At 48.4% G+C, this 24,670-nt stretch carries 26 protein-coding genes; 22 read left to right on the plus strand and 4 right to left on the minus strand.

Features of this window, described 5'->3' with window-relative positions; genetic code table 11:
- The first annotated feature begins 18 nt into the window (after positions 1 to 18).
- The 3 genes from cmk to DXD92_RS08395 all read left to right on the plus strand — a co-directional run bounded on the left by cmk (position 19) and on the right by DXD92_RS08395 (position 3,842).
- The gene (gene cmk, locus DXD92_RS08385; RefSeq protein WP_022462337.1) at positions 19 to 684 is read left to right on the plus strand and encodes a (d)CMP kinase; all 666 of its coding nucleotides are present in this window, start codon (positions 19 to 21) and stop codon (positions 682 to 684) included.
- Positions 685 to 716: 32 nt separating this feature from the next.
- Positions 717 to 2,618, plus strand: a complete 1,902-nt coding sequence (locus tag DXD92_RS08390; RefSeq protein ID WP_118640386.1) for a bifunctional 4-hydroxy-3-methylbut-2-enyl diphosphate reductase/30S ribosomal protein S1 — start codon at positions 717 to 719, stop codon at positions 2,616 to 2,618.
- 147 nt (positions 2,619 to 2,765) lie between these two features.
- Positions 2,766 to 3,842: a putative ABC transporter permease gene (locus DXD92_RS08395; protein ID WP_055226378.1), complete on the plus strand. Its 1,077-nt coding sequence runs from the start codon at positions 2,766 to 2,768 to the stop codon at positions 3,840 to 3,842.
- Between the two features lie 64 nt (positions 3,843 to 3,906).
- On the opposite strand, the gene DXD92_RS08400 is transcribed toward DXD92_RS08395, so the two are convergent.
- On the minus strand, positions 3,907 to 4,995 hold the full coding sequence (locus tag DXD92_RS08400; protein WP_118640387.1) for a ribonuclease H-like domain-containing protein: 1,089 nt from the start codon (positions 4,993 to 4,995) through the stop codon (positions 3,907 to 3,909).
- A gap of 172 nt (positions 4,996 to 5,167) precedes the next feature.
- Here DXD92_RS08400 and ruvA point away from each other — a divergent pair, with 172 nt between their 5' ends.
- The 11 genes from ruvA (at position 5,168) to DXD92_RS18715 (ending at position 15,155) form a co-directional block, all read left to right on the plus strand.
- Positions 5,168 to 5,782 carry a Holliday junction branch migration protein RuvA gene (ruvA, locus tag DXD92_RS08405; RefSeq protein WP_022461906.1) on the plus strand — a complete coding sequence of 205 codons (615 nt, stop codon included), beginning with the start codon at positions 5,168 to 5,170 and terminating at the stop codon, positions 5,780 to 5,782.
- Positions 5,783 to 5,822: 40 nt separating this feature from the next.
- Positions 5,823 to 6,833, plus strand: a complete 1,011-nt coding sequence (gene ruvB / locus DXD92_RS08410; protein ID WP_022461905.1) for a Holliday junction branch migration DNA helicase RuvB — start codon at positions 5,823 to 5,825, stop codon at positions 6,831 to 6,833.
- A 130-nt stretch (positions 6,834 to 6,963) separates the two neighbouring features.
- Positions 6,964 to 7,395 (plus strand): cell division protein ZapA, encoded by a 432-nt coding sequence (gene zapA / locus DXD92_RS08415; RefSeq protein ID WP_055226374.1) that lies wholly within the window; start codon positions 6,964 to 6,966, stop codon positions 7,393 to 7,395.
- Between the two features lie 57 nt (positions 7,396 to 7,452).
- Entirely contained in the window at positions 7,453 to 9,666 is a 2,214-nt protein-coding gene (locus DXD92_RS08420) for a U32 family peptidase (protein ID WP_118640388.1), read from the plus strand.
- A 26-nt stretch (positions 9,667 to 9,692) separates the two neighbouring features.
- Entirely contained in the window at positions 9,693 to 11,207 is a 1,515-nt protein-coding gene (locus tag DXD92_RS08425; protein WP_117760323.1) for an FtsW/RodA/SpoVE family cell cycle protein, read from the plus strand.
- A 55-nt stretch (positions 11,208 to 11,262) separates the two neighbouring features.
- On the plus strand, positions 11,263 to 12,621 hold the full coding sequence (locus DXD92_RS08430; protein WP_179964624.1) for a peptidoglycan D,D-transpeptidase FtsI family protein: 1,359 nt from the start codon (positions 11,263 to 11,265) through the stop codon (positions 12,619 to 12,621).
- Positions 12,622 to 12,824: 203 nt separating this feature from the next.
- Positions 12,825 to 13,301 (plus strand): NUDIX hydrolase, encoded by a 477-nt coding sequence (locus DXD92_RS08435; RefSeq protein ID WP_117508996.1) that lies wholly within the window; start codon positions 12,825 to 12,827, stop codon positions 13,299 to 13,301.
- Positions 13,285 to 13,614 carry a hypothetical protein gene (locus DXD92_RS08440; protein ID WP_022461899.1) on the plus strand — a complete coding sequence of 110 codons (330 nt, stop codon included), beginning with the start codon at positions 13,285 to 13,287 and terminating at the stop codon, positions 13,612 to 13,614. Before DXD92_RS08435 ends, DXD92_RS08440 begins: the two co-directional genes overlap by 17 nt.
- Complete coding sequence (locus DXD92_RS08445; protein ID WP_117801030.1) at positions 13,611 to 14,594, plus strand: DUF2953 domain-containing protein; 984 nt, start codon at positions 13,611 to 13,613, stop codon at positions 14,592 to 14,594. The genes DXD92_RS08440 and DXD92_RS08445 overlap by 4 nt, the downstream gene beginning before the upstream one ends.
- Positions 14,595 to 14,597: 3 nt before the next feature.
- Positions 14,598 to 15,002, plus strand: coding sequence for a GerW family sporulation protein (locus DXD92_RS08450; RefSeq protein WP_117760321.1), 405 nt, complete (start codon positions 14,598 to 14,600; stop codon positions 15,000 to 15,002).
- Between the two features lie 6 nt (positions 15,003 to 15,008).
- On the plus strand, positions 15,009 to 15,155 hold the full coding sequence (locus DXD92_RS18715; protein WP_167622772.1) for a hypothetical protein: 147 nt from the start codon (positions 15,009 to 15,011) through the stop codon (positions 15,153 to 15,155).
- Between the two features lie 393 nt (positions 15,156 to 15,548).
- Here the strand turns inward: DXD92_RS18715 and rpmB are convergent, their stop codons facing one another.
- Positions 15,549 to 15,734: a 50S ribosomal protein L28 gene (rpmB, locus tag DXD92_RS08455; RefSeq protein ID WP_022461896.1), complete on the minus strand. Its 186-nt coding sequence runs from the start codon at positions 15,732 to 15,734 to the stop codon at positions 15,549 to 15,551.
- A 244-nt stretch (positions 15,735 to 15,978) separates the two neighbouring features.
- Here rpmB and DXD92_RS08460 point away from each other — a divergent pair, with 244 nt between their 5' ends.
- From DXD92_RS08460 to DXD92_RS18525, 4 genes are all read left to right on the plus strand, one after another.
- On the plus strand, positions 15,979 to 16,335 hold the full coding sequence (locus DXD92_RS08460) for an Asp23/Gls24 family envelope stress response protein (RefSeq protein ID WP_022461895.1): 357 nt from the start codon (positions 15,979 to 15,981) through the stop codon (positions 16,333 to 16,335).
- Between the two features lie 24 nt (positions 16,336 to 16,359).
- Positions 16,360 to 18,039 (plus strand): DAK2 domain-containing protein, encoded by a 1,680-nt coding sequence (locus DXD92_RS08465; protein ID WP_022461894.1) that lies wholly within the window; start codon positions 16,360 to 16,362, stop codon positions 18,037 to 18,039.
- Between the two features lie 18 nt (positions 18,040 to 18,057).
- On the plus strand, positions 18,058 to 20,112 hold the full coding sequence (gene recG / locus DXD92_RS08470; RefSeq protein WP_117804075.1) for an ATP-dependent DNA helicase RecG: 2,055 nt from the start codon (positions 18,058 to 18,060) through the stop codon (positions 20,110 to 20,112).
- Between the two features lie 264 nt (positions 20,113 to 20,376).
- Entirely contained in the window at positions 20,377 to 20,895 is a 519-nt protein-coding gene (locus tag DXD92_RS18525) for a DUF6465 family protein (protein WP_158565811.1), read from the plus strand.
- A 112-nt stretch (positions 20,896 to 21,007) separates the two neighbouring features.
- Here DXD92_RS18525 and DXD92_RS08485 read toward each other — a convergent pair whose 3' ends face one another.
- Positions 21,008 to 21,229, minus strand: a complete 222-nt coding sequence (locus tag DXD92_RS08485; RefSeq protein WP_022461891.1) for an alpha/beta-type small acid-soluble spore protein — start codon at positions 21,227 to 21,229, stop codon at positions 21,008 to 21,010.
- Positions 21,230 to 21,525: 296 nt separating this feature from the next.
- Between DXD92_RS08485 and DXD92_RS08495 the strand changes: the two genes are divergently transcribed.
- From DXD92_RS08495 to DXD92_RS08510, 4 genes are read left to right on the plus strand one after another with little or no spacing between them, the layout of a single operon-like run.
- Positions 21,526 to 21,927 (plus strand): methylglyoxal synthase, encoded by a 402-nt coding sequence (locus DXD92_RS08495; RefSeq protein WP_022461890.1) that lies wholly within the window; start codon positions 21,526 to 21,528, stop codon positions 21,925 to 21,927.
- A gap of 40 nt (positions 21,928 to 21,967) precedes the next feature.
- On the plus strand, positions 21,968 to 22,546 hold the full coding sequence (gene rsmD / locus DXD92_RS08500) for a 16S rRNA (guanine(966)-N(2))-methyltransferase RsmD (protein ID WP_022461889.1): 579 nt from the start codon (positions 21,968 to 21,970) through the stop codon (positions 22,544 to 22,546).
- Entirely contained in the window at positions 22,543 to 23,055 is a 513-nt protein-coding gene (coaD, locus tag DXD92_RS08505; protein WP_055265195.1) for a pantetheine-phosphate adenylyltransferase, read from the plus strand. The genes rsmD and coaD overlap by 4 nt, the downstream gene beginning before the upstream one ends.
- An 11-nt stretch (positions 23,056 to 23,066) precedes the next feature.
- On the plus strand, positions 23,067 to 23,690 hold the full coding sequence (locus DXD92_RS08510) for a hypothetical protein (RefSeq protein ID WP_055265193.1): 624 nt from the start codon (positions 23,067 to 23,069) through the stop codon (positions 23,688 to 23,690).
- On the opposite strand, the gene DXD92_RS08515 is transcribed toward DXD92_RS08510, so the two are convergent.
- Complete coding sequence (locus DXD92_RS08515; RefSeq protein WP_055265191.1) at positions 23,664 to 24,614, minus strand: nucleoside recognition domain-containing protein; 951 nt, start codon at positions 24,612 to 24,614, stop codon at positions 23,664 to 23,666. The two genes, DXD92_RS08510 and DXD92_RS08515, sit on opposite strands and share 27 nt — an antisense overlap.
- Positions 24,615 to 24,670: the final 56 nt, after the last annotated feature.

Below are 24,670 nucleotides of genomic sequence, written 5' to 3' on the forward strand. Positions count from 1 at the left end.
TCAGGAGGAAGAGAGAAGATGAGATTTAATCTTGCAATTGACGGACCGGCAGGCGCTGGCAAAAGTACAATCGCAAAACGTGTGGCAAAGGAGCTTTCGTTTGTCTACGTTGATACAGGAGCAATGTACCGTGCCATGGGCATCTATTTTTCAGATCTTGGCATTGCACCGGAAGAGCAGGAAAAAATTGAGGCAGCCTGCAAAGATGTGAAAATTTCCATTTCCTACGAAAACGGAGAGCAGCAGGTTTATTTAAACGGCGTCAATGTCACCGGAAGACTGCGCACCGAGGAGGCTGGAAAGATGGCATCCGCGACAAGCGCCTATCTGGAAGTACGGAAAAAACTCGTGGAGCTGCAGCAGGAGATGGCGGAGAATACGGATCTTGTGATGGACGGCCGCGATATCGGAACTGCCGTTCTGCCGAACGCACCGTTGAAAGTCTATCTGACAGCAAGTGCCCATGTCCGCGCACTGCGCCGCTGGAAAGAGCTGACCGAAAAGGGACAGACAGCCGATCTTGCGAAAATCGAGGAAGATATCAATGAGCGTGATTATCAGGACATGCACAGAGAGCATTCCCCGCTGGTACAGGCAGAAGACGCCGTACTCGTTGACAGCTCTGAAATGACGATCGATGAGGTTGTGGAAAAGATCTTAAGCCTTGCCCGCGAGCGCATGTAAACGCGGCAGAGAAAAGAGGAGAAGAAAAACAGATGGAAGTAACTGTTGAAAAAAGTGCAGGCTTCTGCTTCGGCGTCAAACGGGCGGTCGATACGGTATACCGTGAAATTGAGAGCGGTGAAAAGCCGGTCTACACCTTCGGGCCGATTATTCACAACGAACAGGTTGTGGAGGATCTCGAAAACCGCGGCGTGCAGGTGATCCATTCGGAAGATGAACTAGAGGGGCTTTCCGGCGGAACCGTTGTGATCAGGTCGCATGGCGTGTCGCGGGATGTCTGTGAAAAGATCGAAGCGCGCGGCATGAAGATTGTAGATGCGACGTGCCCGTTTGTCAAGAAGATCCACCGGATTGTGGACGAGGAGGGCAGAAAAGGCCGCCACGTCGTCATCATCGGAAGCGCGGATCATCCGGAGGTACAGGGCATCATGGGATGGGCGAGCGGCCCGGTTACCGTGATGCATACCGCCGAAGAAGCGGAAAGTTTTGTGCCCGAAAATGGAAAACCAATATCTATTGTGGCACAGACGACATTTAATTACAACAAATTTAAAGATTTAGTTGAAATTTTTTTGAAAAAGAGTTATGATAGTACTGTTTTAAAGACTATCTGCAACGCTACCGAGGAAAGACAGACGGAAGCGAGAGCAATTGCCAGGAAGGTTGATGCCATGTTTGTCGTGGGAGGCAGACATAGTTCAAACACGCAAAAGCTGTATGAGATATGTAAAGAAGAATGTAAAAATACTTACTTTATAGAGACACTCGTTGATTTGGAATCTAAGCCTTTTCAATCATTTGGTCGCGTAGGTATTACAGCTGGGGCATCCACCCCGAATAAAATAATTGAGGAGGTTCAAAAAATGTCAGAAATGAGTTTTGAACAAATGCTGGATGAATCATTTAAAACAATCAGAAACGGAGAAGTCGTTGAGGGTACTGTAATCGATGTCAAAGACGATCAGATTATCCTGAATATCGGATACAAAGCCGATGGTATTCTTACCAAAAACGAATATTCCAACGATTCTTCCATCGATCTTCACACCGTTGCACAGCCAGGTGACAAAATGGAAGTCAAAGTTCTGAAAGTAAATGATGGAGAGGGACAGGTCCTTCTTACTTACAAGAGACTTGCTGCTGAAAAAGGCAACAAGAGACTCGAGGAAGCATTCGAGAATCATGAAGTTCTGAAAGCAAAAGTAACACAGGTACTGAACGGAGGATTATCCGTAGTTGTTGAGGAGACCAGAGTATTCATTCCGGCCAGCCTTGTATCTGATGTATATGAAAAAGATCTGTCTAAATATGCAGATCAGGAAATTGAATTCGTTATTACCGAGTTCAACCCGAGAAGAAGACGCATCATCGGTGACCGCAAACAGCTCATCGTTGCTGAGAAGAAGAAACTGCAGGAAGAACTGTTCGCACGCATCGCAGTTGGCGATGTTGTAGAGGGAACTGTTAAGAATGTTACCGATTTCGGCGCATTCATCGATCTGGGCGGAGCTGACGGACTGCTTCACATCTCTGAGATGTCCTGGGGCCGCGTAGAGAACCCGAAAAAAGTATTCAAAGTTGGTGAGACTGTAAAAGTTCTGATCAAAGACATCAACGGCGACAAGATTGCTCTTTCCTTAAAATTCCCGGAAGAGAATCCGTGGCTGAACGCTGCTGACAAATACGCTGTAGGCAACGTAGTAGAAGGCTGTGTTGCCCGTATGACTGACTTTGGTGCATTCGTTGAGCTTGAGCCGGGCGTAGATGCTCTGCTTCATGTTTCCCAGATCTCCAGAGAGCATGTTGAGAAACCGTCTGATGCACTGAAAATCGGACAGGAAATCACTGCAAAAGTAGTTGATTTCAACGAGGAAGACAAAAAAATCTCTCTGAGCATGAAAGCTCTGGAAAACGAAGAGCCAGTAGAAGAGTAAGAATAATTTAACTTGCAGGTGCTGCAGTTGGATGATTAGAATGCCGTAGACAACCGGGTTTCCTGAACAGACAGGAAACCTGTTGCCTGCGGTATTTTCTTATCATCCTGTTTTTGGCACCAGAAAAGAAAAAGGGGATGAAAGTTTATGTGGGAGACGAAGATTCTGGGTGTGGATCTGTACCACGTTCTAGCATGGTTCTGGCTGTACAGCTTCTGCGGATGGATCTGGGAGAGTTCCTATGTATCGATCCGGCAGAAAAAACTGGTCAACCGCGGTTTTGTCAATGGTCCGCTGCTGACACTGTACGGCACCGGCGCTGTTATGGTATACTTGATCCTGCGCCCGTTTGAAGCGAACGTCTGGGCACTGTATTTCGGAGGTGTCATTGTAGCGACGGTTCTGGAATATGTAACCGGCGTGCTGATGGAGACCATTTTTCATGCGCACTGGTGGGATTACAGCAATCAGAAGTTTAATTTTCAGGGAAAGATCTGCCTCAGCAGTTCGATTGCCTGGGGATTCTTTACACTGGGGCTGTTCTATATTCTGCAGCCGATTGCCGTGAAAGTAGTGAATCTTGTTTCGGATACTACAGGAGAGATCATTGTTTCCGTTGTTACCGTCTGCTATCTGGTAGATTTTGGATTTTCCGCAGCCGCAGCATTCCAGCTGGGACAGAAGATGCGCAGTCTGGAGAAAACGTGGGGAGAATTTCTGAAATATCTGCAGAAATCCCGCTTTAACCAGCTTGCCGAGGAGATGAATGCGAAAGTACAGCAGTATCGTGCAGAGTATTCCAGAGATAAGATGAAAGAATATCTGGCCGAGAAGCGCCAGACACTGTCTGAGGCAATGGAGCAGATGCAGAAGCTGGAGAAGGAGCGGAAAGAAGCCGAGGGAAGAAGAAATCCGCTTTTCGAGTCGAAGAACCGCCTGATGGAGTTCGGAGCAGAGCAGAAGGAACGCCTGACCGAGTTCGGAGCAGAGCAGAAAGAACGGTTTGCGGCACTTGGATTTGATGTGCGCAGTGATAAGATGCCGGATCTTAAAGAGCTGCTGGAGCGCTTTGACCAGATGACAAAACCGCAGCTTCCGACCAACTGGCTGATGCGCCTGACAACGAAACGTTATCTGCGCGCCTATCCGCATCTGCAGGGAACGCATCATGCTTCTCTGAAAAAGGAAGAAAAAAAGGTAGAAGAGAAAGAAGAGAAAAAATAAAGGACTGCTTGGAAAGGACAGTCCCGGAAAAACGGCCGTGCATGCAAAAACGTGTACGGCTGTTTTATTTTCTGGTTTTGCTATCGTCTTTGAAAAAGAGCTGAAGCTCGGAACAGAGATACTCTTTCAGGAGATTTTCCTGCGAAAGAAAGGCATCGGACCACTCAAAATAGTAAGGGCGGCTTTTGAAATCCTCGCGGAAGGCCGGGGTGAAAAACTCTTTCTGCTGCGGAAGAAATGTACCGGTCCGCCGCTGATAGCAGTTGGCAGCCTTTGCTTTCTGACGGTGTTCCGGATCGACAAACGCGCCAATGCTCTTGTGAACAGCCTGATCCTCCAGCGGAAGATAATAGTAATTCTTATAGTCCGGGAAGAAATATTTCAGCTCCGCCGTATGCGTCTGCAGGGAGAGAGAAACCCGTGAACCAAAGGCTGTAAGAGAACCATCCGCGCAGACACGGGAGAGGAAAACCGGAACTTCCCGCTCGGGCTGCAGTGAAACTTCCAGTGTCTGTCCGGTAAAACGACACGACTGGACAGAAAAATCGCCGTGAAACAGGGCAGGAAGCGAGAGCAGTTCCAGAACAGAACCCATGCCGAGGACATCCTCATAATTGTGAAGGAAAAGCAGTTCCAGTTTCTTTTCATCCAGTGTCTGAAGATAGTCGTGGTAAACAGAAATCAACTGTTTTCCGTTAAGCTGATCCTTCCGTGGGAATGAGAGATACTGTTCCATATTTTTCTGTTTCATTGAAGAAAGTCCCAGGATTGACTGAAACGGGCGGAGTGCCTGATAAAGATCCAGGGATGCGACTGACGAAAGCGGATCTTCCATCTGATAAAACAGTGCTTTGTGTGTGAGGTAAGGAAGATCAAATGTCGTTCCATTAAAATGCACCAGCCGCTTCACGTCGGAAAGAAACGTGAAAAAAGAGACAAGCATTTCTTTTTCTTCGGTCGGTCGATCAAGAAACCACTGGCGCAGTGTGAAAGTATCCGCGGCCGGGTCAAAGAACAGCGCACCAATCAGATAGAGATGCGAGGTACGCCAGGAAAGGCCGGTCGTCTCAATATCGAAAAAGACATCGCCGTTTCTCAGATACATCTGAAGATCGGCAGAGAGAGCAGCGGGGGTAGAATCTATGATCTGCATAAGGTTTTTTGTCTCCTTTGAAAAACTTTTTTGAATCCAAAGATATTATAAGACGAAAAAATCTGACATGCAAGAAAGACAGCGACTAATCGTTGCGTGATGAGAAAAGTTCTGCTATAATAGAATGTGCGTTCGCTTTCAAAGAAAGAAAACGGCGCTTTGGAGGAAAAACATGATTGCATTTATCAAAGGAACTGTAGATTCTCTTTCGGAAGGAAAAATGATTCTCGAAAGCCATGGAATCGGCTATGAGCTGAATATTCCAGCGAGTATGTTCGACGCAGGCATCCGGGAGGGAGAAGAGTTAAAGATATATACCCATATGAGTGTGCGGGAAGACGGAATTTCCCTATTCGGCTTTCTGTCCCGTGAAGATCTTGAAATATACCGTATGCTGATCGGCGTAAGCGGCATCGGACCAAAAGCGGCGCTTGCGGTGCTGTCCACGCTTACTGCAGACAATCTGCGCTTTGCCGTCCTCTCGGAAGATGTCCAGGCAATTGCCAAAACACCGGGCATCGGAAAGAAGACCGCGCAGAAGCTGATTCTGGAATTAAAAGACAAATTCGACCTGCAGGAAGCGTTCGAGCAGAAGCTGGCAGGAAATCAGGCGGCTGCGGCGGTACGGCAGGCAGGCGAACCGGATGCCTTCCAGGATGCGGTACAGGCGCTGACTGCGCTTGGCTACTCCGGAACGGAAGCACTGCAGGCAGTAAAGAAAGTCGAAATCACCGAAGGCATGGACAGCGAGGCTGTGCTGAAAGCGGCATTGAAGCATATGTTTTAGCAGATGGTCCTAAATTGTGGAAGAAGGAAACCTTATAACGATGGAAAGAAGAATTATCACAACTGACGTTCTCGAGGAGGACGTGAAAATCGAAGGTTCGCTCCGTCCCCAGCACCTGGACGACTACATCGGACAGGAAAAGACGAAAAAGAACCTGAAAGTATATATTGAAGCAGCAAAACAGCGAAGTGATGTTCTCGATCATGTGCTGTTTTACGGCCCTCCGGGACTTGGAAAAACAACGCTGGCGGGCATCATTGCAAATGAGATGGGAACCCATATGAAGGTAACGAGCGGCCCGGCGATCGAAAAACCGGGTGAGATGGCAGCGATCCTTAACAATCTGCAGGAGGGCGACGTCCTGTTTGTTGATGAGATCCACCGCCTGAACCGCCAGGTCGAGGAGGTTCTTTACCCAGCGATGGAGGATTTTGCGATTGATATCATGATCGGAAAAGGCTCTTCGGCGCGCTCGATCCGCCTGGATCTGCCGAAGTTTACGCTGGTCGGCGCAACAACGCGTGCAGGTCTTTTGACTGCTCCGCTCCGCGATCGGTTCGGTGTCATCCACCATCTGGAATTTTACACGGAGGAAGAATTGGCCAACATTATCCTGCACTCCTCAAAAGTACTGAATGTGGAGGTGGATCCACAGGGAGCGCTTGAGATGGCGCGCCGTTCCAGGGGAACACCGCGCCTGGCAAACCGGATTTTAAAGCGTGTCCGCGACTTTGCCCAGGTGAAATACGATGGAAGAATCACAAAAGAGGTCGCATCGTTTGCTCTCGATCTGCTGGAAGTAGACCGTTACGGACTGGATCAGACTGACCGGCTGCTTCTTACCACCATTATGGAAAAGTTCCAGGGCGGTCCGGTGGGACTCGATACCCTGGCAGCATCGATTGGAGAAGATGCCGGCACCATCGAGGATGTCTACGAGCCGTTTCTGATCAAATCCGGATTTATCAACCGCACTCCGCGCGGAAGAGTGGCAACGGAATTTGCCTGGCACCACCTGGGGCTGGAGGCACCGCGTAAGATCGAAGAGTAAAAGCCCTGAATCTTTCATTTTCTGTCGCTTTTTGCAGAAAAAGGTTGTTTTTCTTCCATTTTCGGTATATGATAGGTTATATTAGCCGGGAGTTTGGTCCGGTTAAATTCAGTGGAGGAAAAGCAAAAGAATGGCTGTAAAAAATACAACACAGGTTTTAATAGATGGAAAAATTATCACACTGGGAGGCTATGAGAGCCCGGAATATCTGCAGAAAGTAGCTGCTTATCTGAATCAGAAGATCAGCGAACTTTCCCAGTCAGCCGGATACAACCGCCTGTCGGTGGATACGAAGCACACACTGCTTGCACTGAACATTGCAGACGACTATTTCAAAGCAAAAAGCCAGGTAGATACCCTCGAAGAGGATATGGAAGCCAAAGACCGGGAAACCTACGATATGAAGCACGATCTGATTGCAGCGGAAATCCAGGCTGGCGATCTGAAAAAAGAGCTGGAAGAGAAACGAATCGAGCTGGAACATGTGCGCGGCGAGATGGAAGAACTGCAGCGGCAGCTTGATAAGGCAAATAAGGATCTGGAAGATTTATTAAAAGCGTAAAAGAAGGAAAAACGGGGGATTGCGGAACAGGTAATCGCCCGTTTTTAGGAGATAAAGATGAAGACAGAATTATTAGCACCAGCCGGTTCGATGGAAGCGTTAAAAGCAGCGGTTTCCGCCGGTGCGGATGCCGTCTATCTCGGCGGAGCCGCATTCGGCGCAAGAGCGTATGCAAAAAATCTGGATGAGCAGGAGATTCTCTCAGCCATCGATTACGTCCATCTGCGGAACCGGAAACTGTATCTGACGGTCAACACCCTCTTAAAAGAGGAGGAACTGGAAGAGAAACTGTATCCGTATCTGCGTCCGTACTATGAGCAGGGAATGGATGCCGTGATTGTCCAGGATATGGGCGTTTTAAAGGCGGTCCGCTCCTGGTTCCCGGATCTCGACATTCATGCGAGCACACAGATGACAGTGACAGGATCTGCGGGAGCGCGTTTCCTGGAGAGCCTTGGCGCAACGCGTGTGGTACCGGCCCGTGAGCTTTCGTTTGCGGAGATCCAGAAAATCCACCGGACGACCAACCTTGAAATTGAATGCTTCGTCCACGGGGCGCTCTGCTACTGCTATTCGGGACAGTGCCTTTTTTCCAGCCTGATCGGCGGAAGAAGCGGAAACCGCGGAAGATGCGCGCAGCCGTGCCGTCTGCCGTACGAAGCGTACGATAAAGACAACCACCGCATGGGGGAGCCGGGCGACCGCTATCCGTTAAGCCCGAAGGATATGTGTACGGTAGAACTGCTGCCGGAGATTGTAAAATCCGGGATTATGTCCCTCAAAATCGAAGGCAGAATGAAAAAGCCGGAGTATACAGCGGGCGTTGTCAGCATTTACCGCAAATACCTCGATCTGTACGAGAAAAAGCCGTCCCGTTTCCACGTTCTGCCGGAGGACATGAAAAAGCTGTATGAGCTGTATAACCGTGACGGTTTCAACAAAAGCTATTATACCGTAAGAAACGGACGCGATATGATGGCGCTGAAGAACGAAAAAGAGCAGGAAAATAAAAAGAAACAGCGCAGAAATGAGCAGCTCTTTTATGAGATCCAGAGAGATTATATCGAGACTGAGGCAAAAGAGCCGATTTCCGGCTTTCTGACCCTGTATCCGGGCCAGCCGGCGTTCTTAAGTGCAGAAAGCGGAAAATACAGCGTAACAGCAGAGGCGGGCATGGTAGAACCGGCAAAGAAGCAGCCGCTGACCGAGGAACGTGTAAAAACACAGCTGGAAAAGACAGGCGAGACACCATTCTATTTCAAAGAACTCGATGTCTGTATGGATGACAACTGTTTCGTGCCGATGCAGACGTTAAACGAACTGCGGAGAGGCGTTTCGGACCAGCTGGTGAAAGAGATGACAGAGCCATACCGCAGAAAAGCAGCGGAAAAGCCGGAACAGGAAGCAAAAGCATCTGGAAAACCGGATCAGGAGAGCAGGGCAGAAAAGAAAATGGAGCTGACCGCATCTGCCGAGACGAGAGCCCAGTGGAATGCACTGCTCGAGATTCCGGAGATCACGACGATCTACGCCGGCATGGGATGCTTCAAACGGGAAATCTTCGAAGAGCAGGCGGAAAAAGGCATCCTGCAGGCGAAAGAACTGGGAAAACAGGTTTATCTGATGCTGCCGCACGTTGTGCGTGAAGGCGATCTGAAGGAATACCGCGACACGTTCCGCTGTCTGAAGGAGATCGGTCTTGGCGGTTTCCTGATCCGTAATCTCGAAAGCTTTTCGTTTTTGAAAGAGATGGGAATGGAAAAGGATATCCGGCTCGATTACAGCGTTTACACGTACAACAGCCGTGCGCAGGCATTCTGGCAGGAGCAGGGCGTGCAGCGTGATACCGTTCCGTATGAGCTGAACGAGCGGGAAATCGGAAAACGTGACAATACGAACAGCGAAATGGTGGTCTACGGCTACCTTCCGATGATGGTTTCCGCCCAGTGTGTCCAGAAGAACCTGAACGGCTGCAATCACAGTTATTCTCTGGTACGCTTAAAAGACCGGATGGGAAAATACTTCCCAGTGAAGAGTTACTGCACCTCGTGCTACAGTGTGATCTACAACAGCCTTCCGCTCGGCCTGGTAAAAGAAGCCGATGAGATCCGGTCCATGCATCCGGCTGCGGTGCGGCTGAATTTTACCATCGAGACACTGGAGGAGACAAAAGAAATCGCCGCTGCGTTTGCTGGAACGTACTGTAAAGGAATCGCAGTTCCGGCCGAACAGGAATATACCAAAGGCCATTTCCGCCGGAAAGTAGAGTAAACGGTGAGAAAAAATAAGGGGAATTTATGGAAAATACCATTGTTCAGTTATCAAAATATGTGATTACCTTCCTCATGATCTGTTTTACCGTGCAGTCGTTTGCTGCACTCAAAGAGCGGGATGAGGATGAGCGCCATTACATTCTGATGCGGCAGATCATCATGATCATTCTGATGAATTTCATCTGTTTCTTCGTGATGTTCCTCCAGGAGGGCGAAGTATCAACGATTCAGATGTTTCTGCTCACGATGGCGTATATCCTGGGCGTACAGATCCTGTACCGCCTGATTTACCGGAAGGCATCGATGATCCTGGTAAACAACATGTGTATGCTGCTCTCGATCAGCATGATTATTCTGACGAGACTGAGCGTGTCAAAGGCGATGTCCCAGTACAAAATTCTGGCGGCATCCACACTGCTCTGCTTCATCATTCCGGTCATTGTCCGAAAGGGCAAGTTCCTGAAAAATCTGACTTGGATTTACGCTGTGCTCGGAATTGCCATGCTTTCCGTCGTTATGGTGCTTGGCTTTACTTCCGGTGGTGCGAAGCTGTCGATCGAAATCCACGGCATTACGTTCCAGCTCTCCGAGATTGCCAAGATCACACTCGTGTTCTTTATGGCAGGCATGCTGCGCGAGGATAATTCCTTTGGAAACGTTGTGAAAGCAACGGTCATTGCGGCAGTTCATGTGCTGATCCTTGTTGCATCCACCGACCTTGGAACTGCGTTCGTCTTCTTTATGGCGTACGTGGTTGTAATCTATGTGGCAACGAGAAAAGCCAGATATCCGCTTTTGGGACTTGCGGGAATGAGTGCCGCCTGCGTTGTGGCATATTTCCTGTTTTCCCATGTACGGAACCGTGTGGCACTCTGGCAGGATCCGATCGGAAACTGGGATATCAGCAGCCAGTTAGCACAGGGCCTCTTCGGCATGTGCTCCGGCGGATGGTTCGGAACCGGCCTTTTCGAGGGACGGCCTGACATTATCCCGGTTGCAACGAAAGACTTTATTTTCTGTGCGATCTGTGAGGAGATGGGCATTATCTTCGGAATCTGCCTGATTCTGCTGTGCATGTCCACATTCCTTCTGATTATCAATATTTCCATGAAGATGAGCAAACGGTTCTACAAACTGATTGCCATGGGTCTTGGAACGGAATATGCGACACAGGTGTTCCTCACCATCGGAGGAACCATTAAATTTATTCCTATGACAGGTATCACGCTGCCGCTGGTCAGCTATGGAGGAAGCTCTATGTTCTCCACGGTGCTGATGCTGTCGATCATTCAGGGATTGTACATCTTAAGGGAAGACGAAGGTGAGGAGCTTGAGAAAAGACAAAACAAGAAGAAACGAAACCAGCAGAAAAACGACCCAGGCGCCAAGAAAAAACGACGCCCGGACGAAGAGACCGAAAGACGAAAGAAGAGCGGCAGCCGGAACGACGGACAGGGAACCCGCCAGAAGTACCGCGAGCAGCCGGATGAATTCGAACGGCGGATCGAAGAGCAGACCGAGAACAGCCTCCACTGGTAAGGCGGCAAACAACGGCGCAGGGCCGTATCTGATCGTTTCGTTCCTGTTCGTGGCCATGTTTCTTGGGCTGATCGCGTATCTCGTTTACTTTAATGTCGTGCGGAAAGAAGAATTTCTGAATAGTTCTTACAATACGAGACAGAATAACTATGCAGAGCGCGTGATCCGCGGAACAATCTATTCTGCGGACGGCCAGGAACTGGCAAAGACGACGACAGATGAAAACGGGGATGAGGTAAGAACGTATCCGTTCGGCAGCCTGTTTGCGCAGGTGGTTGGCTACACGGGAAAAGGAAACAGCGGCCTCGAATCTTCCTACAACTATATGCTGATGGAGTCCCATACAAGTAAGTTAAAGCAGGTAAAGAATGAATTCAGCGATGCGAAGAACCCGGGAGACAGTCTCTATACAACGCTGAATACAACACTCCAGCAGGCCGCGGCCGATGCACTGGACGGATACCGCGGTGCAGTTGTCGTGCTGGAGGCAAAAACGGGCCGTGTACTTGCCAATGTGAGCAATCCGGTTTTTAATCCTAATACGATTGATGAGGACTGGGAGGCACTGAACGCAGACGATGAGAGCGGCGTGTTTCTGAACCGCGGTCTGCAGGGAAGATATCCGCCGGGATCTACGTTCAAGATTGTTACTTCGCTTGCGTATCTCCGTCAGAACGGCACACTGGACGGTTTTTCGTTCGACTGTGACGGTGAGCTGACAGCAGGAAACTATACGATTCACTGCTCCGGCGGTGAAGTGCATGGACCGGAAGATTTTGCAGGTGCGTTTGCACATTCGTGCAACTCTGCCTTTGCACAGATTGGCCTTGGGCTGGATAAAGATGCCTTCCGCTCGCTGGCGGATTCCCTGTATCTGAACAGCCGTCTGGATCTGGAGCTTCCGACCAGCAAAAGTTCTTTCGACCTTGATTCGACAACGGCGGATGCTCTTGTGATGCAGACCTCCATTGGCCAGGGCGATACGCTGGTAACACCGATGGAGATGGCACTGATCGCCTCCGCGGTTGCAAATGACGGAGAAATGATCAAACCGCGTTATGTGGACAACATTGTGTCTGCGGACGGACAGGCAGTCAAAACCTTTTACAAAGAGTCTCTTGGCACGGTAATGTCCGAGAGCGAAGCCAATACGCTGACAGAGCTGATGAAAGGCGTTGTCCAGAGCGGAACTGCAGTTTCACTTTCGGATCTGCCGTACAATATCGCCGGTAAAACAGGAACCGCAGAACACGGAAGCGACGGAGAGACACCGCATTCCTGGTTTGTCGGATTCTCCAATGCGGATGATCCTGATATTGTCATTGCTGTTGTGGCAGAAAACGGCGGATATTCGAGTGAAGTCGCTGTACCGATTGCAAGACAGGTAATTGAAGCATATTATGCACAGCAGTAAACGATGAAAAAAACGCGTTCGAACCGGAAAGGATGGGTTCGAGCGCGTTTTCTGAATTTTTAGAAAAATGTTAGAAAAAGGATGCGGTTTTAAGGTTGCGCGGGGGCGGGAAAAGAGGTATACTTTTTAACAGAAGATCTGGCGGCAAGCGGGAAGAAAAGAGCTGTCAGGGAATGGAAAAAGCCAGAAGGAGCTTAAAACGTATGATCGAAGCAGTAAGCTGCGGAGGTATCGTAATCTACCGTGGAAAAATATTGACGCTTTACAAAAGCTACCGCAACAAATATGAAGGCTGGGTTCTGCCGAAAGGAACCGTTGAGCCGGGAGAAACCCATGAACAGACTGCTGTCCGCGAGGTATATGAGGAGTCCGGCGTACACGGCACCATCATCAAGTACGTGGGAAAAAGCCAGTACAGCTTCAGCATTCCGGAGGACACCGTGGAAAAAGAGGTGCACTGGTATCTGATGGTCTCATCCGGCTACTACAGCCGTCCACAGAGAGAAGAATACTTTGTGGATTCGGGCTATTACAAGTATCACGAAGCATATCATCTGCTGAAGTTTTCCAATGAACGGCAGATTCTGGAAAAGGCCTATCAGGAGTATCTGGAACTGAAGAGAGCAAATTTATGGAAGGTTCAGCCACAGGCTCAGGGAAAATATGGTAAACTGGTATAAAAATCTGTACGTCGGGGATACTGCAAAAAAGAAACAGAAAAAATGGATGCGCCGGATTGAGAACAAAAAAGCAGTTCCGGGAGTCTGGCTCCTCACACTGCCTTCCAATCAGCAGAACAATCTGGATGTAATTCCGGCGGATCTGCTTTTACAGCCGGCCGTGCGGAGAAACTGTCCGATGATTGTCGGACTTGCCGTGTCGCGCGAGGAAGCTTTTGAGCTTGTGGAGGCGATCGCATTGGAAACTTATCGGGAAACCGGAGAAGTAAAAATCCGGGAATGGCTGCTGAACCGGATTGAGGGATGTGAATGATACATATACTATTCATGATTTTGAAGGCACTGGGGATTTTACTCCTTGTTTTACTGTTTCTCGTGCTTCTTATCGTCTGCACCGTCCTGTTTCTTCCTTTTTGCTACCGGGCGCAGGTTCTGAAAGAAGAAGAGGGATTTGCCTGCGTAAAAGCGAGCGGAAGAGTATCGTGGCTTTTCGGAGCTGTCGCGCTGACGGCCTCGTATGAGGAACAGAAGCCGGAGGCGCAGATTCTGCTTTTCGGGGCATCACTGGAAACATGGAAACGGCGGCTGAAAAAGATCCGCCGGGGAGAAGCGTCCGTGCCCCGGACGGAGGAAAATGAGACAGAAAATGCGCCGGAAGCAGAAAAAACAGCAGAGCAGAAAGCACCGGACCAGAAAGAAAAGCAGCAGAAGGTGACAGCACAGAAGGAGCAGCCAGAGCAAGAGCAGGAACCGGATGCGCCGAAAAAAAGCATTCTGGAACGGTTTTTCGGAAGGATCGAATATCTTCCGGAAAAACTGCTGAATCTTGCCAGCCGTCTGCTGCAGACAGCTTTCCGGCTGTTGGAACTTCCGTTCCGTCTGCTTGAAAAACTGGAGCAGAAAATCCAGGCAGGCAGACGGTTAAAAAGAAAGTGGGAGAGTGTGAAAAAATTCTTCCGTTCGAAGATGTTCCGTGAGGCGCTGCTCCATGCAAAGAAAGAAGTGCTTTATTTCCTGAAGAAAGCAGCACCGAAAAAAGTAACCGGCACAGTCCGGTTCGGATTTAACGATCCGGCACTGACCGGAGAGACACTCGGCATTCTGGGTATGATTTATGGAAAACTGCCGAAAGACCTTTCCATCCAGCCGGATTTCGAACAGGAAATTCTCCAGGGCGATGTCCGGATGAAAGGAAGTTTTCAGGCTGTGACAGCAGCCGGCATTGCACTTCGATTATTCCGGGATCAGAATCTTCGGAAAACCATACGACATTTCAAACACAAGGAGGCCTAAAAGATGGCAGAAAAGGACAACACATTTCAGAATACCGTAGAAGCACTGTTCCGCGGAATGGACAGTTTTATCACAACAAAGACGGTCGTAGGTGAGGCGATCCACATTGAGGATACGATTCTTCTGCCGCTGGTAGACGTTTCCTTCGGCGTGGGAGCGGGTGCATTCGCAGAAAATGCAAAGAACAATGCAGGAGGCGGTATGGGCGGAAAAATTTCTCCGAGCGCCGTTCTTGTCATCAGCAAAAACGGAACGCGTCTGGTCAACATCAAAAACCAGGATGCTGTGACCAAAATCATTGACATGGCTCCGGATCTGATCAGCCGCTTTACCGGCAAAAAGGAAGAGGACGGGTATACCGCAGAGAAAGTAGAGCATATAATAAACCAAGAGGCGGATAAGGAGTAAGCTCGTTTGTGCAGAATTTTAGGTTTTCTGCTGTTTTGGATGGGGGTCGGGCTTCTCATCAGCCTGATGATCCGCAGCTCATTTCTTACGGTTCTTGCGGCCGCTCTGCTGCTGTGCGTGGGATATCATCTGTTCTGCAATACAGGGGAATAGTGAAAGATGCACAAAAAGATCGGAAATGAACTGGCTGATTTGTACAGAGAAATACTTGCAAAATGAAGAAAGCTGCGCTATAATAAGTCCATCTTAAATGAATCAGCCAACTATACTAATATCATAGATCAAGACGAGGGCGTCTTACCAGAATGAAAGTTTCGGTAGGATGCTCTTTTTCTTTTGCTAAGCATATGGATCGTTGGCAGGTTCAGCTTAAGAGACCACGCTATTTTTTTCTCCCTTTTAAAATATAAAAAATAGAGCACAACAGGGCATAAGCGAAAACTTATGTCCTGTTTGCTCTTCCCAGAACTTTTTTTAAAATCTTAATTCTATTTTTAAACAGCAAAAAAGCCTTCCCGGACTGGAAAGGCCTTTTAACCATTCAACTTATGCACGCTCTACTTTTCCGGATCTTAAGCAGGAAGTACATACGTACATTTTCTGCGGTACACCGTCAACTTTAACTTTGACAGATTTTACGTTAGATTTCCACATTTTATTGCTTCTTCTATGTGAATGACTTACGTTGTTTCCGAAATGAGCACCCTTCTCACAAATTGCACACTTTGCCATGATTGCACCTCCTTGACATACGTACTTGAGTCAAAACGCATTTTAGACTCACAACATAAGTCATTCTAACAGATCTATACCGGTTTTGCAAGTAAAAAATGAAAAAATTATATGAATTTTGAAGGTTTTTCATTTTAAACTTTCTTTTTTGCGGAAAAGCGGTTATAATGTATCGTAGAGTGGAGTCAGTTATTCCTGTCTCCATGTGTTTTGAATAGTATGATGGAATTGGAGGATACAAGGCATGAAAGGTCGTATGAATACAGGCTTGGGAGAAATCGTAATCAATCCGGATGTAATCGCCCTGTATGCGGGCAGCGTTGCTGTGGAGTGCTTCGGCATTGTCGGAATGGCAGCGGTAAACATGAAAGATGGACTGGTCAAACTTCTGAAAAAAGAGAGTCTGACACACGGAATCAATGTATCGATTTCGGAAAATAAAATTTCCCTGGATTTCCACGTGATTGTTTCTTACGGAGTCAGTATTTCTGCCGTAACAGATAACCTGATCAATAATGTGAAATACAAGGTGGAAGAGTTCACCGGAATGGAAATTGAAAAAATCAACATCCTGGTTGAAGGCGTTCGCGTCATCGACTGATGGTAATAGGAGGAAATGAAGAAAGTGGCTACAAATACAATTGATGCCGGCTTACTGGCAAAAATGTTTCTGGCTGGTGCAAAAAATCTGGAAGTAAAGAAAGAGTGGATCAATGAGCTGAACGTGTTCCCGGTACCGGACGGCGACACAGGTACCAACATGACGCTGACGATCATGTCCGCAGTCAAGGAAGTAAACTCGCTCACAGAAGTGAACATGTACAACCTTTCCAAGGCAATCTCTTCCGGTTCTCTGCGCGGTGCCAGAGGTAACTCTGGCGTTATTCTTTCCCAGCTCCTTCGTGGCTTTACCAAGAAGATCCGCGACTATCAAGAGCTGAATGCAGAGATTCTTGCAGAGGCAATGGAAAAAGCAGTCGAGACTGCATACAAAGCCGTTATGAAGCCAAAAGAAGGTACCATCCTGACCGTGGCAAAGGGAGCAGCAGAGAAAGCAGCAGAGCTTGCACCGGAAAGCGAAGATCTGAACGCATTCATCGAGGACGTTCTCGCGCATGCAGAGTACGTGCTCTCCCAGACACCAGAGATGCTTCCGGTATTAAAAGAGGCAGGCGTTGTGGATTCCGGCGGACAGGGTCTCTTAACCGTACTGCAGGGCGCATATGACGCGTTCCTCGGGAAAGAGATTGATCTGAATTTCGAGATGCCGGAAGCAAAGACAGAATTTGTCAGACCGTCCAAAGAGACAGAAAAAGAAATCAAATTCGGCTACTGCACCGAGTTTATCATTATGCTGGAAAACCCGCTTCCGGATGAAGAGGTTTATGCATTCAAAGATTTCCTGAATGGAATCGGAGATTCGATCGTTCTCGTTGCAGACGACGAGCTGGTTAAGGTACACGTACATACCAACGATCCTGGAAAAGCAATTTCCAAGGCGCTGACGTACGGACAGCTGACCAGAATGAAGATCGACAACATGCGTGAGGAGCATCAGGAGCGCCTGATCAAGAACGCAGAAAAGATCGCAGCACAGCAGGCAGAGGAAGATAAGAAGAGAAAAGAAGCAGCAAAACAGCCGCCGAAGGAGAACGGATTCATCGCCGTGTCCATCGGAGAGGGAATCAAAGAGATCTTCCAGGGACTCGGTGTTGATTACCTGATCGAGGGCGGTCAGACCATGAACCCGAGCACCGAGGATATGCTGACTGCAATTGAGAAGGTCAATGCAAAGAATATCTTTATTCTGCCGAACAACAAAAATATCATCCTCGCAGCAAATCAGGCAAAAGCCATGACTGAGGACAAAAATATCATCGTTGTTCCGACCAAAACCGTTCCGCAGGGCATCACAGCCATGATCAGCTATGTGCCGGAGAAATCTGCAGAAGAGAACGAGGAGGCCATGACAGAGGGCATCCAGATGGTAAAAACCGGTCAGGTAACGTACGCAGTACGTGATACCCACATCGATGAGAAAGAGATCCATCAGGGCGACATCATGGGACTTGGCGATCATGGACTTCTCGCTGTCGGACAGGATATTCTTACCGTTGCAGAAGAAACCATCCGCGCCATGGTCGATGAGGACAGCGAGCTGATCAGCATCTACTACGGTGAAGATATGAGTGAGGAAGATGCCGAAAGCCTTGGCGAAAAAATCGAGCAGGCATATCCGGACTGCGATGTGGAAGTAAACTATGGCGGACAGCCGATTTACTACTGTGTCGTTTCGGTTGAATAAGAGTAAGGAAAGAAAAATATGAATACGGAACCCCTGACAACACTGAAGGGGATCGGTGAAAAAACGGAGAAGCTGTTTGCAAAAGTAGGAATCTACAATTTGCAGCAGCTTCTGCATTATTATCCAAGAGATTATGACTGCTATGCAGAGCCGGTTCCCCTTCGCGAATGCAGACAAGAGGAAAAGAATGCGGTATACGGAAGAATTGTCCACAGTCCGTCGGTAAAAGGAAACCAGAGAAAGAGCGTCGTTGTCCTGGAACTCTACGAGGAGCCGGTGCGGCTGCAGCTTACCTGGTTTAATATGCCGTTTCTGCGGAGCACGCTGAAGAAAGGCAGTGTTTTTATCTTCCGCGGAAAGATACAGGAAAAATCAGGCCGTCTCGTGATGGAGCAGCCGGAAATCTTCACTCCTGCCGCATACCATGAGCTTCTGGCAAGTCTTCAGCCGGTTTATGGGCTGACAGCCGGTCTCACGAACAAGATGGTGAGCAAGGCCGTTGCACAGGTGCTGGAACGATGCGCACCTGCGCAGGACTATCTGCCGGAAAAAATCCGTGCCCGGTATGAACTCTGTGAAATCAATTATGCCCTCCATGAGGTTCATTTTCCAAAAGACCAGGAGCATCTGGAAACGGCGCGGCGCAGAATTGTGTTCGAAGAGTTTTTTCTCTTCATCCTGTCCCTGCGGCAGTTAAAAGAGCAGACGGAGGGAATTACCAATGTGTTCCCGATCCGCGCCGTCTGGAAGACGGAGGAAGTCATCGAAAATATGCCGTACCGTCTCACGAATGCACAGATGCGCGTGTGGGGCGAACTGGAGCGGGACTTAAAAGGCCATACCCGCATGGCGCGGCTGGTACAGGGAGATGTCGGAAGCGGAAAGACGATTCTGGCATTCCTTGCAATGATTATGACAGCTGAGAACGGCTACCAATCGGCGCTGATGGTTCCGACGGAGGTTCTGGCGCGGCAGCATTATGAATCGCTCTGCACTCTGTTGAAAGAAAACAATCTGACGGGATACAATCCCCGCCTTCTGACTGGATCCACGAAAGCAAAAGAACGCCGGGAAATCTATGCCAGTCTGGAAGACGGAAGCTGCAAAATGGTGATCGGCACACATGCACTGATTCAGGAAAAGGTACAGTACAAAAATCTGGCGCTTGTCATCACAGACGAACAGCACCGCTTCGGTGTCCGGCAGAGAACGGCACTTGCTGAAAAAGGGGAACCGCCGAATGTTCTCGTTATGAGTGCAACGCCGATTCCAAGAACCCTGGCTATCATTCTGTACGGAGATCTTTCGATTTCTGTGATTGATGAACTTCCGGCGAAGCGTCTGCCGATCAAAAACTGTGTGGTGGATACGTCTTACCGTCCAAAAGCTTACCGCTTTATCACGCGTCAGGTCGAACTGGGCCGTCAGGCGTATGTGATCTGCCCGATGGTGGAGGAGAGCGAGGGTCTGGAAGCGGAAAACGTCACCGACTATACACAGCTCCTGAAAAAAGAGCTGCCGGGCATCACAGTAGAGATGCTGCACGGACAGATGAAGGCGGCGCAGAAAAACGAGATCATGGAGCGGTTCGCCAGCGGAGAAATCCAGGTACTCGTCTCGACGACAGTCGTGGAGGTCGGTGTCAACGTGCCGAATGCGACGGTGATGATGGTGGAAAATGCCGAACGGTTCGGCCTTGCACAGCTCCATCAGCTCCGCGGACGTGTTGGAAGAGGAGAGCATCAGTCCTACTGTATTTTCATCCGCGGAAACAAAGATCAGGAGACCGCCAAACGTCTGGAAATCCTGAACCATTCGAACGACGGGTTTTATATTGCTTCGGAAGATTTGAAACTGCGCGGCAGCGGCGATCTGCTGGGAACGCGCCAGAGCGGGGATATGGAATTCCAGATGGCAGATATTTTCCGGGATGCCGATATCCTGCAGAAAGCGAGTGAGGCGGCTTCAGAACTGCTTGCCGACGATCCTTATTTTGAAAAACCGGAGCATGAACTGCTGAAAAAGGTAATGAAATCGTATCTTGATCTGGAAAACCACGACATTGGATTGTGAAAAATTACAAAAAAAATCCGGCTTTAAAATGCAAAATCGGATAAAAGTAACAGCCTGATTGGATAGTATGGAAAATGACTGTACAATTTCGTGGAAAATTCGTGCGAAATCAGATATTACTTGAAATGCCAAAAAAATTCATGTATCATAAACAAGGAATCAAAAAATGTGCGGACCGTGAGTGTCAAGCGTTCGCCTGAATAATAGTTCGCAGGATGGCTCTTCCAAAATATACAGGGCCGGTCCAAATGGGAGGAAACAGATATGGTAAAGAAAAAACCAGCTGCCCAGGCTAAGACAGCAGAGAACGAGACAGTAAAAGTAGAGACCAAAGCAGCAGAAAAAACAACCGCAGCAGAGAAAGAAGCTGTAAAAGAAGTTGCAAAAGAAGTTGTAAAGGAAACTGCAGTAGCAGAGGAAGCACCTGCAAAAGCAGAAGAAAAACCGGCAGCAAAAGCTGCAAAAACAACCCGCACAACAGCAAAGAAAACAACGACAAAGAAAGCGGCTGCACCGAAAAAACCAGCAGCAGCGAAAAAGCCGGCAGAGAAAAAAGCACCTGCAAAAGCAGCAAAGAAAGAAGCGGAGCAGGAGATGATTCTGCAGTTCGGCGGAAGAGAAATCAAGGAGAAAGATCTGTACGAGAGAATCCAGCAGATCTGGATCGAAGGATATGGCAAGAAAGCAGAGGAATTAAAGAGCCTGAAGGTTTATGTAAAACCGGAGGAATTTACTGCTTACTACGTAATCAATGATGATGTAACCGGAAGCATTGATCTGTAAGTATTATGTACCAGCTCTGCAGGAGCAAGAAAAAAGCGTGAGCTTTTCCGAAAAGAAAAGAGCTCACGCTTTTTGATGCCTGTTCCGGCATCAGGATGTTATACCGGGATGATTAGTACTGGCCAGAAGAACCGCCGGACATCTGGCGTTCCTGCTGCTCAATCATCTTTTTGACCATATAACCTCCGACAGAACCATTCTGTTTGGAAGTCAGGTTACCGTTGTAGCCATCACTGAGCGGCACGCCGAGTTCGCTTGCCACCTCAAATTTGAATTTGTCCAGAGCGCCTTTTGCTTCTGGTACTGCTGCGGTATTCGATGAACGATTCGCCATGTTCATTCCCTCCTTTATCTTTGTGCTTGTTAAAAGCTGCTGTGAAGCAGATCCGGATGTGTTTTTCATCTGTTCTGCTACGGTCATAGTATGTGGAAAGAAAACAAAAATAAACTTCCAGATTCTGTATTTTTTCCGGAAAAGCGGAGAAAGTAAAAGAAGAAGGAAAAATGGAACGTCAGAAAAAAATATAAAAACTGTGTAAAAAATTCACAAAAAGAATTGCGTATTGAAAATAAATTTGTTATAATTGCTGTACATGGTAGTAAAAACAGGAGAAGGGGCGGTTTGCAGTAATGAATATTGGAATCATAGCACACAACAGCAAGAAGAGTCTGATCGAGGATTTCTGTATTGCATACAAGGGAATCCTCATGAAACATGAGGTGTACGCCACCGGAACCACCGGACGGCGGATTGAAGAGGTGACGAACCTTCATGTACACAAGTTTCTGCCTGGAAGCGTAGGCGGAGACAAACAGTTTACCGAGATGATTGAACGCGGCGATATGGATATGGTAATTTTCTTTTACAATCCGACGATGATCAATCCGAAAGAGCCGGATGTCTACAAAATTATCCGTACCTGCGACCAGTACAATATCCCGATTGCAACAAATATCGGAACCGCGGAGTCTCTGATTTTGGGACTTGCAAGAGGAGATCTGGACTGGAGAGAGCAGTTGAAAGCCGACTGATCCATCAAACAAAAACAGTAAGGACGAAAATAAGACCAACATGAGAGTAATAGCAGGAAAATGCCGGAGTCTTCCATTAAAGACGGTTCCCGGCAGACAGACCCGGCCGACGACGGACCGGATCAAAGAAACCTTATTTAATATGCTTCAGCCGTATCTGCCGGATGCGCGTTTTCTCGATCTGTTCGCCGGAAGCGGGGCGATCGGAATCGAGGCGTTGAGCCGCGGCGCCGAGCGCGCGTGGTTCGTAGAGCAGAACAAAGCTGCAGCAGACTGTATCCGGCAGAATTTAAAATTTACGAAGCTGGAACAGCAGGCAGTGCTCCTGCCCATGGAAGCGCATGCAGCTCTGCAGTCGCTTCAGGGACAGGAGCCTTTTGACTGCATTTTTATGGACCCGCCATACGATAAGGGACTGGAAAAGGACGTGCTGTATGCGTTCCGCGACGCCTCTTTTATCGGTGAGGATACCTTAATTATTGTAGAAGCATCGCTGAATACTGATTTCGACTGGGCGGAGGATGCCGGATACGAAATTCTGAAGAAAAAAATCTATAAGACAAATGTCCATGTATTCCTTACCCCGAAAAGCAAACACGAAGGAGTAAAAGAATCATGAAGACAGCCGTATACCCGGGAACTTTTGACCCTGTAACGTATGGTCATCTGGATGTTATCTTGCGTGCATCCAAGCTTTTTGACCGCGTAATCGTGGGAGTTTTACATAATTCCTCAAAATCTCCGTTGTTTTCTGTGGAAGAACGTGTTAATATACTAAAGAAAGCGACCCAGGACATTCCAAATGTCGAAGTCCGTTCTTTCAGCGGGCTCGCTGTTGATTTTGCGAAGGAATGCCAGGCGCATACGATCGTCCGCGGACTCCGCGCGATCACAGACTTTGAATATGAACTGCAGATGGCACAGACGAACCGCGTTCTGGAACCGGAAGTAGATACCACGTTTCTGATTACCTCGCTGGAGTATGCGTACCTCAGCTCCACGGTAGTAAAAGAAGTAGCTGCTTTTGGCGGCGACATTCACAAATTTGTTCCGGATTTTGTGGAAAAAGAAATCCGCGCAAAGTATGCCGCCCGAAATTCAGAAGGAATGCCGCAGGATAAAAGATAAGGAGAATTAAAATGAGCAGCAGAATTGAACAGATCATCGAAGAAATTGAGGAGTATGTAGAGAGCTGTAAATATCAGCCGCTGTCTACCACCAAAATCGTTGTAAATAAAGAAGAATTAGAAGAGCTTCTCCGTGAGCTCCGTCTGAAAACACCGGACGAGATCAAACGGTACCAGAAGATCATCAGCAACAAAGATGCGATTCTGGCAGATGCACAGAACAAGGCAGATGCCATCATTGCAGAGGCACAGGCAAAGGCAAGAGAGATGGTAGAGCAGAGTGAAGTGATGCAGTCAGCATACGCACAGGCAAATGAGACCGTCAACAATGCAAACCAGCAGGCACAGGAAATCCTGGATGCTGCAACCAACGATGCCAACAGCATCCGTCTCGGTGCCATCGGATATACCGATGATATGCTTGCCAACTTAAGCAATATTATGACGACTGCATTAAACGATGCAGGAGAGAAATACAACAGCTTTGTAGAATCCCTGACAAGCTGCTACAATACCGTTGTTCAGAACAGAAGTGAGCTCTCCCCGCAGGGTGCTCCGGAAGAAGAGCAGCCAGAGGAAGAAGTTGTCGTACCGGAATATGATCCGGCATCAGAAGAGGAAAGCGAAGAGGAATAAACCAAGCGTTCCTGCGAAAGCAGCACAGCAGAGCTTCCCGGCAAGATAAGGCCAGAGGGGCAGACCGCTGTTATGGATCATACAGTTTGTCTGGGCAGCGACAGAGAGACCGCCGAAGGCGGCGCAGGTAAGGATAGCAGAGACTTTTCCGGCGTAAGGAAGAGAGGACGCGGCAAGCTGTGCGATTCCCGTCGTGATTTCCAGCACGCCGCAGAGCAGGGGCGAGGCGGAACCAAACGGATGCAGATCCATCAGAAGTCCGGACAGAATGGAAAACAGGATGATGTATCCGCCAAGCTGTGTAATGATTTCAAATCCGTTCATGATAGAGGTGTCCAGCAGGTTTCCTTTGGAAGTCTGTTTTGACATCTCTTTTTTTTCCACGGAATGTGTCCGATGGGCGGTGTGCCGGTGCAGGCGGAAGCGGCGGAAAACAAGCCGGAACAGAAAACCAGTTAGAAAATTGGAACCGTAGAGCACGCCGAAGACGAACCCGGGATGGATCTGTCCGGAAAACGCAGTTAAGATAACATAGGAAGACAGAAAAGCAGGACTCGGACTGCTGCAGAAGGTTAAAAGATAGCACGCTTCGTTCCGGTCAATTTCTTCTGCCTCATAGAGCTGGGCAGTGATGCGCGCTCCCATGGGAAAACCGCAGAAAAGACCGAGAAAAAGTGCATAAAACCCAGCCGGGGAAAGACCGAAAACCGTTTGAAAAAAAACTTCTGCACGGGCAGAGATCCGCCGCGCGGCTCCTGTTTCCAGAAGAAGAGATGTCAGAATCAGAAACGGCAGAAGTGACGGAAGAATGGTATGAAACCAGAGATTGACACCCTCGCAGGCATAGAAAAAAGTCCGCGCGGGAAAGATAAGAAGACAGAAAAAAAGAAGCAGGGAAGAGAGAAATAAAAGTGATTTTTTCATGACGTTCGAACCTCCTCCCGCTTTCTAAAATAGAGTATGATGAAGCTTTGAAAAAA

It is taken from the genome of Blautia sp. TM10-2 (assembly GCF_003480845.1).
Taxonomy (GTDB): domain Bacteria; phylum Bacillota; class Clostridia; order Lachnospirales; family Lachnospiraceae; genus Fusicatenibacter; species Fusicatenibacter saccharivorans.

Bases quoted from the DNA above. Each gene is read 5' to 3' on its own strand.
- rsmD (WP_022461889.1), top strand. From the start codon at position 21,968: ATGAGAGTAATAGCAGGAAAATGCCGGAGTCTTCCATTAAAGACGGTT.
- rpmB (WP_022461896.1), bottom strand. From the start codon at position 15,734: ATGGCAAAGTGTGCAATTTGTGAGAAGGGTGCTCATTTCGGAAACAAC.
- DXD92_RS08425 (WP_117760323.1), top strand. From the start codon at position 9,693: ATGGAAAATACCATTGTTCAGTTATCAAAATATGTGATTACCTTCCTC.
- DXD92_RS08430 (WP_179964624.1), top strand. From the start codon at position 11,263: ATGTTTCTTGGGCTGATCGCGTATCTCGTTTACTTTAATGTCGTGCGG.
- DXD92_RS08400 (WP_118640387.1), bottom strand. From the start codon at position 4,995: ATGCAGATCATAGATTCTACCCCCGCTGCTCTCTCTGCCGATCTTCAG.
- DXD92_RS08395 (WP_055226378.1), top strand. From the start codon at position 2,766: ATGTGGGAGACGAAGATTCTGGGTGTGGATCTGTACCACGTTCTAGCA.
- DXD92_RS08420 (WP_118640388.1), top strand. From the start codon at position 7,453: ATGAAGACAGAATTATTAGCACCAGCCGGTTCGATGGAAGCGTTAAAA.
- DXD92_RS08435 (WP_117508996.1), top strand. From the start codon at position 12,825: ATGATCGAAGCAGTAAGCTGCGGAGGTATCGTAATCTACCGTGGAAAA.
- cmk (WP_022462337.1), top strand. From the start codon at position 19: ATGAGATTTAATCTTGCAATTGACGGACCGGCAGGCGCTGGCAAAAGT.
- DXD92_RS08495 (WP_022461890.1), top strand. From the start codon at position 21,526: ATGAATATTGGAATCATAGCACACAACAGCAAGAAGAGTCTGATCGAG.
- DXD92_RS08390 (WP_118640386.1), top strand. From the start codon at position 717: ATGGAAGTAACTGTTGAAAAAAGTGCAGGCTTCTGCTTCGGCGTCAAA.
- DXD92_RS08445 (WP_117801030.1), top strand. From the start codon at position 13,611: ATGATACATATACTATTCATGATTTTGAAGGCACTGGGGATTTTACTC.
- DXD92_RS08485 (WP_022461891.1), bottom strand. From the start codon at position 21,229: ATGGCGAATCGTTCATCGAATACCGCAGCAGTACCAGAAGCAAAAGGC.
- DXD92_RS08515 (WP_055265191.1), bottom strand. From the start codon at position 24,614: ATGAAAAAATCACTTTTATTTCTCTCTTCCCTGCTTCTTTTTTTCTGT.
- DXD92_RS18525 (WP_158565811.1), top strand. From the start codon at position 20,377: ATGGTAAAGAAAAAACCAGCTGCCCAGGCTAAGACAGCAGAGAACGAG.
- DXD92_RS08450 (WP_117760321.1), top strand. From the start codon at position 14,598: ATGGCAGAAAAGGACAACACATTTCAGAATACCGTAGAAGCACTGTTC.
- ruvB (WP_022461905.1), top strand. From the start codon at position 5,823: ATGGAAAGAAGAATTATCACAACTGACGTTCTCGAGGAGGACGTGAAA.
- coaD (WP_055265195.1), top strand. From the start codon at position 22,543: ATGAAGACAGCCGTATACCCGGGAACTTTTGACCCTGTAACGTATGGT.
- DXD92_RS08440 (WP_022461899.1), top strand. From the start codon at position 13,285: ATGGTAAACTGGTATAAAAATCTGTACGTCGGGGATACTGCAAAAAAG.
- ruvA (WP_022461906.1), top strand. From the start codon at position 5,168: ATGATTGCATTTATCAAAGGAACTGTAGATTCTCTTTCGGAAGGAAAA.
- recG (WP_117804075.1), top strand. From the start codon at position 18,058: ATGAATACGGAACCCCTGACAACACTGAAGGGGATCGGTGAAAAAACG.
- DXD92_RS08510 (WP_055265193.1), top strand. From the start codon at position 23,067: ATGAGCAGCAGAATTGAACAGATCATCGAAGAAATTGAGGAGTATGTA.
- DXD92_RS08460 (WP_022461895.1), top strand. From the start codon at position 15,979: ATGAAAGGTCGTATGAATACAGGCTTGGGAGAAATCGTAATCAATCCG.
- zapA (WP_055226374.1), top strand. From the start codon at position 6,964: ATGGCTGTAAAAAATACAACACAGGTTTTAATAGATGGAAAAATTATC.